Raw genomic sequence first — 12,454 nt, 5'->3', positions numbered from 1 at the left:
GATGCCGTCGTCCACCGCGCAACCTGAAGCAACCTCACCGAAACGCGTGCGCATCACCGACCTCCGTTACCCCGTACTCACCGAATCCCAGCAACAGACGTGGGCCTACGCCGAAGCGAACCCGATAACCCTGTCCGTGGACAGCGTTCTCTCCGCCGCGCGAGAACAAACAGGCCTCGGCGATTTCGGTCCTGACGACTTCCGCGAGCGACTGGCGTTGTGGCTCGACGAGATCGACGCCGATCCCAACCGTTCACCGGTCTCCCGGATGACTACTCACGCAGCGTGCACCCGCTACGCGGCCAACCGACTTCGAGTACTGGATGTCCTGCGTCGCCACCCCGAGATTCACGACGAGGAGATCGTGGCTCCCATCATCGTTGTGGGACTGCCGCGTTCGGGTACCACGCATCTCCTGAACCTCATGTCGGCTGATTCCCGTTTCCGGTCGCTGCCACTCTGGGAAAGTCAGGAACCCGTCCCCTTCGCGGGTGACGAACTCGGCGTGGACGGCGTCGACCCGAGATTGCTTCGGAGCCAAGAACGTTGGAACCAGATGCAGGCCAAGAGCCCTCTGGTGGCAGCAATGCATCCGATGACCCCGGAACATATTCACGAGGAACTCGAACTCGAAAGCCTCGATTTCTCGAGTTACAACTTCGAGTGGATGTCGTCGATGGCACCTCGCTGGCGCGATTACTATCTCGCCCACGATCAGCGCCCCCATTACGAGTTCATCAAGACGATGCTCAAACTCCTTCAGTGGCAACGTGGTCCGAACCGTTGGATTCTCAAGTGCCCGCAGCACCTCGAGCAACTCGGTCCACTCATGGACACCTTCCCCGACGCCACCGTCGTCATGACACACCGCGATCCGGTGTCGGTAGTCCAGTCTGCAGCGACGATGGTCGGCTACGGCGCCCGGATGAACTTTCACGAGCTCGACCTGGATGCGGTGTGCGACTACTGGATCGACCGCGTCAGCCGGTTGCTCGATGCGGGAACCCGCGATCTCGCCCTGATCCCCGACGAGCGGCGAGTGGATGTGTACTTCGACCAATTCATGGCGAACGACATCGGAACTGTCGAGCACATCTACAACCGCGCCGGCCTCGAGATGACCGAGCAGGCGCGAGGAGAGATCCGCGAGTACATGTCCAGTCACAAACGCGGTTCGGGCGGTCAGGTTGTGTACGACCTGCGAGCAGACTTCGGCCGAGAACCGGCCGAACTGCGCACTCGATTTGCCAACTATTTTGACGCCTTCTCTGTGAAAGTAGAGGTTCTGTGAACCAGCACATCTCCGATCAAGTCGACGCTCTGATCGCGCAACGACCGGGAAAGACCCTGCTCGAACCTGAGTACACCGACGAAGCGATCACGATCAACGATTTCATCTACCGCAGCGGCGGCACCAGCTCGGCGTACATGATCGTCACGCCGGCCGGCCGGATCATCGTCAACACCGGCTGCGGATTCGAAGGACCGCATCATCGAAAGCTGTTCGACGACATCTACTCCGGGCCGACCAGGTACATCATCACCACTCAAGGCCATACCGACCACGTCGGTGGAGTTCACGCCTTTCGTGAGCCGGGTGCCGTCTACGTGGCCAACGAGCTGAACCAGTCCGTTCAGCTCGACGATGCTCGTGTCATCAAGCGGATGCGTCAATGGGCACCCGTATGGTTCGGCCGGGACGGCGATACCGTCGCACGCTTTGCCGCAGAATTCCCATCCGTGTCCAATGCACAGGACGAGCCGATCCCGGATCTCACTTTCACAGATCGTCTCGACCTCACGGTCGGCGGACTGGATGTCGAATTACATTCCGGTGTCGGCGAAACAGTCGACGGCGCAATGGTGTGGCTTCCACAGCATCGCATCGCGATGATCAGCAACCTGCTCGGCCCCCTCTTCGGCCACTTCCCCAATCTCAATACCGTCCGCGGACAGCGATACCGCTTTGTCGAGCCGTACCTGAAGACAATTCGCACGCTGCGCGACCTGCGACCGCAGACCCTGATCACCGGCCGCGGCGAGCCCATCGAGGGCGAAGAACTCATCGACGCCGTCTTGAAACGGATGTACGACGCCGTCGACTACGTTCACCGCACGACGCTCTCCGGAATCAACGCGGGTAAGTCCGTCGAATCGCTGATGCGCGAAATCAACTTGCCGCCACACCTTTACGTTGGACAGGGCTACGGTCAGGTCAAGTGGGGAGTCAAGACCATCTGGGAAACCTACCTGGGATGGTTCCATCACGACTCCACCACAGCGCTCTACGATCTGCCCCGAACGAAGACTCTGGCTGATCTCGTCGAACTGGCCGGAGTGGAGCGTGCAATCGAACTCGCCGAAACGAGACTCGCCGAAGGAGCAGTGGTCGAGGCCACCGCGCTGTCCGAGGCTGCTCTCGCATTCGAGCCCGATAACGGACCTGCTACCCGCGTCCTCCTGGCCTGCCACCGGGAACTGCTGACACAGCCGTCCACCGAGGCGAACTTCTGGGAATCCGGGTGGCTGGCACACCAGATCAAGAAGCTCGAAGCAGCTGTCGCAGAGTTGGATACGAGCCGATGACCACACTAGAGGCCTTCGCGCCTGCGAAGTTGGGACCGGCGACGCTCCGGAACCGAATCATCAAATCGGCCACGTTCGAGGGAATGACACCCAAAGGTGTGGTCACCGACGAACTGATCGACTTTCATCGCAAGTTCGCTGCCGGCGGCGTCGGTATGACAACAGTGGCCTACTGCGCCGTCGCACCGGAGGGTCGTACTTCCGCAGGGCAGCTCCAGTGGACCGAGGAAACCGCACCCGGGTTACGTCGGCTGACCGACGCGATTCACGCCGAAGGCGCGGCCGTCTCAGCACAGATCGGCCATGCGGGTGCCGTCGCAAACCCGAAATCAAACGGCCACAAGGCAATTACATCGAGTAGACACTTTCACCTGACAACCCTCAGCTTCGCCGAAGCCGCCTCCGAGGCCGACATCGATCGGATCGTCGAGGCCCACGCCCACGCTGCCAGAGCCGCCACCGAAGCAGGGTTCGACGCCATCGAACTGCATTTCGGTCACGGTTACCTCATCAGTTCATTCCTGAGCCCAAAACTGAACCACCGCAACGATTCCTACGGCGGAAGCCTGAAGAATCGAGCACGCTTCGCGCGTCGAACCGCACGCGCCGTCCGAGACGCGGTCGGTACGAAAATCGCCGTGATCGCCAAGGTCAGCATGGATGACGGCGTGCCTGGTGGATTCTGGCTCGCAGAGGCAATCACAGTTGTGCGCTGGCTCGAAGAAGACGGAACCCTGGACGGGGTGGTCCTCACAGCCGGAAGCTCACTCGAGAACCCCCTCTACACGTTCCGAGGTGACGCACCGCTACGGGAATTCGGGGCACTCATGCCGCAGCCACAGAAGCTGGGAATCAAACTCGTGGGAAAACACTTCCTGCGCACCTACCCGTACACCGACGCCTACCTACTCGATCACGCGCGCCAGATCCGCGACGCAGTAGACCTCCCGCTGGTGTTGCTCGGCGGAATCACGGGCAAGGAATCGATCGACCTCGCCATGCGTGAGGGATTCGAGTTCGTCCAAATGGGCCGCGCACTGCTCAGCGACCCGAACTTGATCAAGACGATCGAGGAAGAAGGCCACGGGCAGACGCTCTGTATTCACTGCAACAAATGTATTACCACGATCTACGGGGGAACTCGCTGCGTATTGCGGCCGTGACCCATCCCTGACAGCGCCTCTGCGCACGCGCTGTCAGGGATGTTCGCTGTCAGGCCGGCTCGGAAGCCTGCGTGAGCAGCTGCAGGAACACCTCTTCGGGCTGAGCGCCGGACACAGCGACCGCACGGTTGGCGACGAAGAACGGAACGCCGCTGACCTGGAGCTGGCGGGCCATGGACAGATCCTCGCGCACTGACTCGGCGGCGGCATCGGAGTTGAGCTGCTCACGCACGGTGTCCGCGTCGAGGCCGACGCTCACAGCCAGATCTACCAGCACCTCACGATCGTCGATCACCTTTCCGTCGCTGAAGTGAGCCTTGAACAGTGCTTCGAGGAGTTCGTTCTGTCGCTCACCGGCGAGATGTAGCAGTCTGTGCGCATCAAAAGTGTTGGCGGCGATCACGGTGTCGAAGTCCAGGGTCAATCCGACCTCGGCGGCCGTCGCGCTCACATGCGAGAACATCTGGCGTACCTGATCAGGCGCCATTCCCTTCATCTCGACCAAGGCGTCGAGTTCCGTGCGGCCCTCTCCCACCGGAGTCTCCGGCGCAAGCTGGTACGAGCGCCAGATGACGTTGACGCGGTCCTTGTTCTCGAAACGATCCAGGGCCGAGAGGAACCTGGTCTTTCCGATGTAGCACCACGGACAAGCAACGTCCGACCACACTTCGATGGTCACGTCTTGGTCAATCACGATTTGATCAGTCACCGAAGGTGCAACAACAGCAGCGGCGAGATTAGTCCTTACATCACACGACGAGACCGCACCGGTACGCAACCAGCGATGCACGCACCCGATTGTTCACTCCGAGTTTCGAGAACAACGACGAGACGTGCGATTTGATCGTTGTTTCACCGAGGTACATACGCTCCGCGATTTCACCGTTTCCCAGACCTGTGGCCAACTGCACCAGAACTTCGCGCTCACGGTCGGTGAGCACCGCCAACGCCGTCTGGTCCCGAACAGGTTCACGGGGAGTGGACTCGGCGATAGCCCGCAGAGAATCCCGGCTGAACAGCGCATGGTCGGATGCAACGACGCGCACGGCCTGCTGAAAGGCTTCGGGTGCAGCATCTTTCCGCATGAAGCTGTGTGCGCCGGCCTCGACCGCCTCGATCACCAGGCCGTCGACGTCGAAAGCCGTCATTGCGATGACCTTGGGAGGGTTGGGCATCAACATCAACTGGCGAGTTGCTTCCAAGCCCCCGACGCGGACCATTTTGAGGTCCATCAGTACGACGTGGGGACGAAATCGAGTGACCTTGGCCGGCACTTGGTCGCCGTCCTCGGCCTCTGCAACCACCACGATGTCGGGTGTGGCTTCGAGGATGTCCTTCATCCCGCGCCTCACCCAGGCGTCGTTGTCGACAATCAGCGTCGTCACCCGCGAGTCTGTGTTCATGGTGGGCGCAAGACTACCGAGTGCCACCGACAAAATTATGCGAACCAGGGCACCCAGCAACTGACGAGGAAGTCCTCCCCCAGCGCGCCGGCCTCGACCTTGCCGCCGATCTCGCGTGCCTGCTCGGCCAATCCGCGGAGCCCCGAACGCGAACCGATCGACGTCATCGGAGGCAGATCGCTGAGCTTGTTGCGTGCCAGAATGCGAATTCCGTCATGCGGTGATCCAGTGACGGAAATGACGAGCATTTGATCGCTCGCGTATTTCTGAACATTGGTGAGCGCTTCCTGCACTACGCGATAACACACGTGACCAGCCAACATTCCCACGTCACCCGGAAGCAGTTCCGATTCCAGACGGCAGTGAATGCCGGCCGCACGAGCACCGTTGACCAGATCACCGATCGCATCGATGCCCTGATGCCCACCGTGCTCACGACGATCACCACTTCCCCTGAGCACTCCGACGATGCCCTTCAATTCGTCCAAAGCCTCGTGTGCGGTAGTTCGGATCATGGCTGCGGTATTGACGACCTTCTCCGGATTGTCTGCAGCACTGACTTGCAACCCGCCGGCAAACAACGAAATTCGACTCAAGCTGGCCGCGATTGTGTCGTGCATGTCGCGGGCGATCCGGGTGCGTTCCTCGGTGCGAATCATTTCGTCGCGCATCGCATCGGTCTGTTCCGTCGCCAGATCCCGCACGTGCTCGGCCTCGACGAGTTCGGTTTTGGTACGAACGAGAAGCGAGAGCGCCACCACGACGGCGACCATGACGGCTGCGACCAGCCATGGAATCCACAGCGCCAGGTTGTACTGCGCGAGCTCTGTGCCGTCCTTCGGCGCAGCAGTTCCGATTGTCAGCACCGAAAACTCGCGATCCCGAAAGGCGTCGTAGGTCAACGAGATTCCGCATGCGACGTACACCGCCGCGCCCGCGACCGCCAATTGATTTCCGCGCGCGATTCGAGCAACTGCAAACAAAGCGATGAGCGCCGCCGTGGCATCTGTCGGAAAGAACAGAGGACCGACCAGCGTGATCGCCAGAACCGCCCAGGGACGTTGACGCCGCCACACCAGCGATATCCCACCAGCTGCGCCGAGAACAAAGCCGATTCCGACCAGCACCGGTGGCACATTTCCCGACGAGCCGGCGATAGTCGCCGTCATGATCGAGCAGAAAATGCTGAATGCGACGGCGACAGTTGTCCATACGCGTCGTCGCACTGCAGTTCCTCGGGTGGTGATCACCGAGTAAGCGTATAGACCACCACCGACTCCTCGAATCAGCCGATTGGACCACCACGCGCGCAAACAACGACCGAAAGGAGGAGATCACCCGATCTTTCGGCTGACGCGAAAGGCATCCCGGACATCGTTGACTAGTGCCATACCCGCTCTCGAAAGGCACCCATCATGCGATCACTCCGCACTCCCCTCGCCGTCCTCGCCGTCGGCGCAGCCCTGTTCGCAACCATCGCGTCAGGCGAAACCGATGAAGCGAAGAAGGTCGACGACAACGGTTCGTCCGCCGCACCCGCTGCCGCTTTCGGTATCGGTGACGTCGTCGAACTCGGTGACTGGCGCGTTCAGGTACACGGCGTTGTCGATCCGTACGTCTCGACCAATCAGTTCATCACCGCTGATCCCGGAAACCGCTACGTCGTGGTTGACACCGAGGTCACCAACAACAGTGACAAGCCCGCCGCGGTGTCGTCGATGATGTGCTTCGAACTGCAGGACTCGGCAAACAAGTCGTACAACATCACGTTCACCGACAGCAACACGTCGAGCGTCGACGGAGAGCTAGCGCCGGGTGCGGCCAAGCGCGGTGAATTGTCGTATGAGGTCCCCGAAGCCGCCACCGGTCTGCGTTTGCAGTTCAAATGCGATCTGTTCTCGTCCGGCTCGGCAACCATCAACCTGTCGTGAGGCGTCCGGGCGATCTGCTGCTGAGTCCGTGGGCCCTGGTTTCGGTGGCGATCATTCTGATCAACGACCACGTGCTCAAGGACGCCTTCGGAAACACGATGACGGGCAAGCTGTCCGACATAGCCGGTGTGTTCCTGTTTCCACTGCTTCTGCTCTCGGTTCTCGAGGTGCCCAGACGCAGCCTGGTGGGGCGAGCAGCGATCGCCTGGTCCATCGCAGTCACGGGAATAGGCTTTGCCGCCGTGAAAATGGTTGCGCCGGTTGGCGACGCGTACGAGTGGGTGATCGGATTTCTCCGTTGGGCCGCAGCAGGATTACGCGGAAACCTCTTGCCGATCCTCGTCGTCCGCGATCCTTCGGATCTGTGGGTGCTCCCGATACTGCTCGCGAGCTACCTGGTGATCAGAGGTGCTCGAGCGCCGAAAACGGCGCCCGAGCACGAGAAGATCAGTCCAGCGCTGCATCCAATGTGATGTCGACGCCTGTCAAAGCCTTACTGACCGGGCATGTTTCCTTTGCGGCCTGGGCTACCTTGGCAAAACCGTCGGCGTCGAGGCCGTCGACCTCGGCGCGAACGGTGAGCTTGATTCCGGTCAGCTTGAAGCCGACCGTGTCGGGGCCCAACGAGACATCTGCCGTGATGTCGAGGCTCTGCGGAGTTCCCCCGGCCTCGGCGATGAGCGCTGACAATTGCATCGCGTAGCAGGACGAATGTGCCGCGGCGATCAGTTCTTCTGGGCTGGTGGTTCCGCCGGCTTCCTCAGCTGCTCGTTTGGGGAACGACACGTCGAATGTCGCGACTCCGGAACTGGTGAGTTCCACCTGCCCCGATCCGGCTTCCAAGGTGCCGTTCCAGGCCGTGCGTGCGGTACGAGTTGGCATTGGGTGTCCCTACTTCCGTCTGCGGATTGTGTGAAACGCCTTGCCACTCGAACTTACCCGCGACTATCCGAGAAGTGTCGCCGACAGAAGTGCCGCGACGCGTTCGGCTTCCGCGAATCGGACGACGCGGCCGACATCGAGAACCAGTCCCAGCGCCGCGTGAACAAGAAATCGAGCCGACGCGACAGTGAGTTCGGGCCGGGCGTCGACGCACAGGTGCGCCCACTCCTCGACATTGCGTCGCTGAATCTTCCGTAGCTCCTTGCCGGCATCGGCAGGGAGATTTCCGACTTCCGCGAAATAGACGGCAAGCAACTCACTCTGAGCGAAGAAGACGGCAACGTACAGCTCAGCAAGTGTGTGCACAGCCGGGCGCGGAGTCTCGGATTCTGCCAGGGCGGAGCCCAACGTGACGGTCAATTGTTCGGACACCCGATGAAAGGCTGCGGCCAGTAGGTCTGCCTTGCTCGGAAAATGCCGGTACACACTCGATGCGGTGATCCCGGCGGCGGCTCCGATTTCCTCGATGCTGACCTCGTGATACCCACGTTCATGGAAAAGCAGCACCGCTTCGTGAAGCAGCACTTCACGTTTCGATGTACGTTCGAGTCCTGGAATCGTATTGACGCCTTGCAAAGGCGCTACCGACGAGACTCGCCGCGGGAGTTCCATATCGATCACAGACCAGCAGACGGAGAGCATCAAGGACTCGATCTGCTTGGGCGGCAACGTCGATCGATGCCCCGTGACACTGCCGATCACACTCAGAATCGCTGCCGTGACGAGGTCGAGATCGGCACGACCGAGCTCCGGGCGGACCGCAGCCAACGGCTCTGACACCCGCAGGCGCAAGGCCACCACGTCCAGGCGCAGGTTCTCGCGATCCACCTTCTCGAGGTAGCGGCCTTCCCAACGATAGAGCCCGCCCCGACGCCGATTCTCGAGAGTGACACCGATGACTGCGACCATGACGGCTTGCAACTGTTGCCGCGGATCGTCGCTCTCGCAGTGCGCGGAATCGGCCGCATCGAGCAGTGCCCGAGACAAGTTTTCGACCGCGTGAACGAACAGTGCGTATTTGGTGGGGAAATGGCGGTACAGCGCGGGACCGGACACGCCGACGGCAGACGCTATGTCGTCGATACCCACCGCGTGGTACCCGCGCTCACTGAACGCCTCGGCTGCAACCGCCGCGATCTGAGCCTTGCGATTCTTCGGCCGCGTGCGCGAAGTGGATTCATCGCCACGTGCGACGACGCGTGTCCGTCCGGGCATGAATCCCTCCATTCGTTTCACAGCTACCGTATCGGATTCTCCGAACACCCTTGACACTGCCACTCAAGGTGTTATGTTAACCGCTATTCGCACAATCTCGCAGATAGATTCACCACTGAAGAGACCCTCCTGCGGCACGAGTTACGGCCTACGCCAAGGGAACACATTTCGCCAGATCAACCGTGAGAAGGAAGCTGTGTGCTGATGATTCGCATGTGTTGTACCGTTTCCCCGAGTTCGTCATGACCTCGTCCACAGCGGGTCTCCTGACGGAACTCGACAACGGCATTCTGCGTTTGACCTTCAACCGCCCCGAACGCATGAACGCAGCCGACTTCGAGACCATGAAAAGTCTCATCGACGCTGTTACCGACGCCGGCGACAACCCGGATGTGCGCACCATCGTCATCACCGGAGCAGGCCGCGCCTTCTGTACGGGAGCAGACCTCGCAGCTATCACAACCAATCCGACAGATCCCCAGATCGTCATGGACACCGCAAACACCGTGATTCGCGCCATCACCAGCACCTCCGTGCCCGTGATCGCCGCAGTCAACGGACCTGCCGCAGGTGTAGGCGTCTCCATCGCCCTCGCCGCAGACCTGACCTATGCTGCCGAAAGTGCCTACTTCCTCATGTCTTTCGTCAACATCGGACTGATGTCCGACGGCGGCGCCAGCGCATTGATTCCGGCAGCGATCGGCCGGGCGCGTGCAGCCGAGATGCTTCTGCTGGGTGAGCGTCTATCCGCTACAGATGCAGCGCAATTCGGGCTCGTCTCCAAAACCCTTCCCGACGATCAGTTCGCTGCACACATCGAGTCCGTCGCGAAGCGCACCAGCGCAGCGCCCCGTCGTGCTCTCCAACTCACCAAAGCCGCACTGAACGCCGCAACACTCGATCGCATCGACTCCGCTCTGGAACTCGAAAAGACCGGTCAAGCAGAACTTCTTGTCGGAGCCGACTTCGCCGAAGGCGCGACCGCAATGCTTCAGAAACGCGCACCCCACTTCAAGTGATTGAGAGGAAACAGTAGATGCCCTCCACCGATACAGCGTCCGAGGTACAGCGCCTGCGACGCACCAACTGGAACAATCAGGTTGCCCGCCACGCGCAGATGATCCCGGGCCGCATCGCGCTGCGATTCCAGGGCGATTCCATCACCTGGAGCACGCTGAACGAGCGCGTCGAAAAACTGGCAGACGCGCTCTCCCGGCGCGGCGTCAGTTTTGGTGACCGCGTTCTGATCCTGATGCTGAACCGCCCCGAGTACCTCGAGATTGTTCTCGCGACCAATGCGTTGGGCGCGATCGCTGTCCCGGTGAACTTCCGACTGACCCCACCTGAGGTCGCCTACCTTGTCAACGACTCGGGCTCCAAAGTCATTGTCGCGGAGGGCCCGTTGGCTCCGTTGGCCGGCGCAGCCCGCGCAGCGTCCGAGGGCATCGACATCTCCATCACGGTGGGCGCACCCGCTGAGGGCGACAGCTTGAACTACGAGGACTTGATCAGCGAACCGGGTGAACCTCATGCATTGATCGACATCCCGGACGACACACCGGCTCTCATCATGTACACCTCGGGAACCACAGGACGCCCCAAAGGTTCCGTGCTCTCGCATTCCAATCTCTCGTCACAAGCGTTGACCTGCATTCGTGCCTTCCACCTGTTCAACGAGGATTCCATCGGCTTCTGTGCGTCGCCGATGTTCCACATCGCTGCCCTCGGTTCCATCGCCCCAAGCCTGCAACTGGGCACTACCACGGTGATCCACCCGGTTGGCGCATTCGACCCGGGTCAGCTTCTCGATATCCTCGAAGCCGAGAAGGTCACCAGCTTGTTCCTCGTGCCCGTGCAGTGGCAGGCGGTGTGTGCAGTTCAGAAAGCCCAACCTCGAGCCCTCTCGCTCAAGAACATTTCCTGGGGTGCCGCCCCGTCGTCGGACACGATCTTGCGGGCAATGGCCGAAACCTTCCCTGATGCGTTCAACGTCGCAGTCTTCGGGCAAACCGAAATGTCTCCCATCACTTGCGTACTCGACGGCGATGACGCCATCCGTAAGCTCGGTTCAGTCGGCCGGGTCATCCCCACCATCTCGGCTCGCGTCGTCGACGAGAACATGGATGACGTGGCACCCGGCGAAATCGGGGAAATTGTCTACCGCGGACCCACAATGATGAGTGAGTACTGGAATAACCCCCAGGCCACCGCAGATGCCTTCCACGGCGGGTGGTTTCACTCCGGCGACCTGGTCCGTGTCGACGACGAAGGATTTGTGTACGTCGTCGACCGCAAGAAGGACATGATCATCTCCGGCGGCGAGAACATCTACTGCGCCGAGGTCGAGAACGTTCTGTACGAACACGAATTGATAGTCGAAGCCGCGGTCGTCGGGCGTCCCGACGCCAAGTGGGGCGAGGTACCGGTAGCGATCATCGCGATGACCCCCGGTTCAACCGTGGACCTGACCATCGAGGAGCTGAGCACCTTCCTCAATGATCGCCTGGCACGGTACAAGCACCCCAAGGACATCATCGTCGTGGAAGCCTTGCCGCGCAATGCAAGTGGCAAGGTAGTCAAGGGCGAACTGCGTGAACAGGCTCGGGCTGTAGACGTAGTGTCCTGAACGTCATGTCCTGAACGTCATAGAGCGGGCGGCATCTCGATCGAGAGGTGCCGTCCGTTTGCGTGTCGTCAGGCGCCGCGTGAATGCAGCATGCGGTGCAGTTCGCGGACCTCATCGACCAGCTCCGGAACCGGCCCTTCCACCGGAAGATTCGGCGCAACCTCGTTGATCGGGAGGGATCGTACCGGCCCCGAGGCCACTCCCCACTCCGTAAGCCATTCACTCAACTGCGCAGACGAACACACGTACACGATCCGGCCCAATCCCACCCAGGCATGAGCAGCCGAACACATCGGACAATGCTCGCCGGAGGTGAATACCGTTGCCGTAGAGCGCTCTTCCGTCGTCAGATACTGCGCGGCCCACCGCGCCAACTCGAATTCCGGATGTCGTGTGCTGTCGCCTCCCGCAATTCGGTTTCGATCTTCCGCGAGGAAAGTCCCGTCAGCGGCAGCAAGTACCGATCCAAACGGTTCGTCGCCTTCGTCCAATGCCTCTCGCGCCAATTCGACACAACGTCGCAGATGGCCCATCTCGATCTCGTTCATGAATATGCTCTCTCCCCGTGATACACAAAACGGGCGGCAC

13 protein-coding genes are annotated in these 12,454 nt (G+C 60.8%); 7 read left to right on the top strand and 6 right to left on the bottom strand.

The annotated features are described in order from the left end of the window. Position 1: 1 nt before the first annotated feature. The 3 genes from KYT97_RS22670 to KYT97_RS22660 are packed head-to-tail and all read left to right on the top strand — an operon-like array spanning position 2 to position 3,749. Complete coding sequence (locus KYT97_RS22670; RefSeq protein WP_051730708.1) at positions 2-1,291, top strand: sulfotransferase family protein; 1,290 nt, start codon at positions 2-4, stop codon at positions 1,289-1,291. Further along, positions 1,288-2,586, top strand: a complete 1,299-nt coding sequence (locus KYT97_RS22665; protein ID WP_219110709.1) for an alkyl sulfatase dimerization domain-containing protein — start codon at positions 1,288-1,290, stop codon at positions 2,584-2,586. The genes KYT97_RS22670 and KYT97_RS22665 overlap by 4 nt, the downstream gene beginning before the upstream one ends. Next, positions 2,583-3,749 (top strand): NADH:flavin oxidoreductase, encoded by a 1,167-nt coding sequence (locus tag KYT97_RS22660; protein WP_219110708.1) that lies wholly within the window; start codon positions 2,583-2,585, stop codon positions 3,747-3,749. Before KYT97_RS22665 ends, KYT97_RS22660 begins: the two co-directional genes overlap by 4 nt. Positions 3,750-3,798: 49 nt before the next feature. On the opposite strand, the gene KYT97_RS22655 is transcribed toward KYT97_RS22660, so the two are convergent. From KYT97_RS22655 to KYT97_RS22645, 3 genes are all read right to left on the bottom strand, one after another. Further along, positions 3,799-4,428: a DsbA family oxidoreductase gene (locus tag KYT97_RS22655; RefSeq protein ID WP_245005902.1), complete on the bottom strand. Its 630-nt coding sequence runs from the start codon at positions 4,426-4,428 to the stop codon at positions 3,799-3,801. Between the two features lie 70 nt (positions 4,429-4,498). Next, entirely contained in the window at positions 4,499-5,152 is a 654-nt protein-coding gene (locus KYT97_RS22650) for a response regulator (RefSeq protein WP_033236385.1), read from the bottom strand. Between the two features lie 35 nt (positions 5,153-5,187). Then, complete coding sequence (locus tag KYT97_RS22645) at positions 5,188-6,402, bottom strand: sensor histidine kinase (protein WP_045068327.1); 1,215 nt, start codon at positions 6,400-6,402, stop codon at positions 5,188-5,190. Positions 6,403-6,567: 165 nt separating this feature from the next. Here KYT97_RS22645 and KYT97_RS22640 point away from each other — a divergent pair, with 165 nt between their 5' ends. Both KYT97_RS22640 and KYT97_RS22635 read left to right on the top strand, forming a co-directional pair. Further along, a complete protein-coding gene (locus KYT97_RS22640) occupies positions 6,568-7,083 on the top strand; it encodes a DUF4352 domain-containing protein (protein WP_141486584.1) in 516 nt (171 codons plus the stop codon). Then, positions 7,080-7,556 (top strand): hypothetical protein, encoded by a 477-nt coding sequence (locus tag KYT97_RS22635; protein ID WP_045068321.1) that lies wholly within the window; start codon positions 7,080-7,082, stop codon positions 7,554-7,556. Before KYT97_RS22640 ends, KYT97_RS22635 begins: the two co-directional genes overlap by 4 nt. On the opposite strand, the gene KYT97_RS22630 is transcribed toward KYT97_RS22635, so the two are convergent. After that, a complete protein-coding gene (locus KYT97_RS22630; RefSeq protein ID WP_007726950.1) occupies positions 7,531-7,965 on the bottom strand; it encodes an OsmC family protein in 435 nt (144 codons plus the stop codon). The two genes, KYT97_RS22635 and KYT97_RS22630, sit on opposite strands and share 26 nt — an antisense overlap. A gap of 63 nt (positions 7,966-8,028) precedes the next feature. Next, positions 8,029-9,240 (bottom strand): TetR/AcrR family transcriptional regulator, encoded by a 1,212-nt coding sequence (locus KYT97_RS22625; RefSeq protein WP_219110707.1) that lies wholly within the window; start codon positions 9,238-9,240, stop codon positions 8,029-8,031. A gap of 242 nt (positions 9,241-9,482) precedes the next feature. Between KYT97_RS22625 and KYT97_RS22620 the strand changes: the two genes are divergently transcribed. Both KYT97_RS22620 and fadD5 read left to right on the top strand, forming a co-directional pair. After that, positions 9,483-10,259 carry an enoyl-CoA hydratase gene (locus KYT97_RS22620; RefSeq protein ID WP_033236383.1) on the top strand — a complete coding sequence of 259 codons (777 nt, stop codon included), beginning with the start codon at positions 9,483-9,485 and terminating at the stop codon, positions 10,257-10,259. A 17-nt stretch (positions 10,260-10,276) separates the two neighbouring features. Next, positions 10,277-11,866 (top strand): fatty-acid--CoA ligase FadD5, encoded by a 1,590-nt coding sequence (gene fadD5, locus KYT97_RS22615; protein ID WP_045068318.1) that lies wholly within the window; start codon positions 10,277-10,279, stop codon positions 11,864-11,866. A 68-nt stretch (positions 11,867-11,934) separates the two neighbouring features. Here the strand turns inward: fadD5 and KYT97_RS22610 are convergent, their stop codons facing one another. After that, a complete protein-coding gene (locus KYT97_RS22610; RefSeq protein WP_033236332.1) occupies positions 11,935-12,414 on the bottom strand; it encodes a nucleoside deaminase in 480 nt (159 codons plus the stop codon). Between the last annotated feature and the right edge of the window lie 40 nt (positions 12,415-12,454).

Source organism: Rhodococcus globerulus, from assembly GCF_019334125.1.
GTDB classification, from domain to species: Bacteria; Actinomycetota; Actinomycetes; order Mycobacteriales; family Mycobacteriaceae; genus Rhodococcus_F; species Rhodococcus_F globerula.
This window is presented reverse-complemented; position numbering and strand designations above follow the sequence as displayed.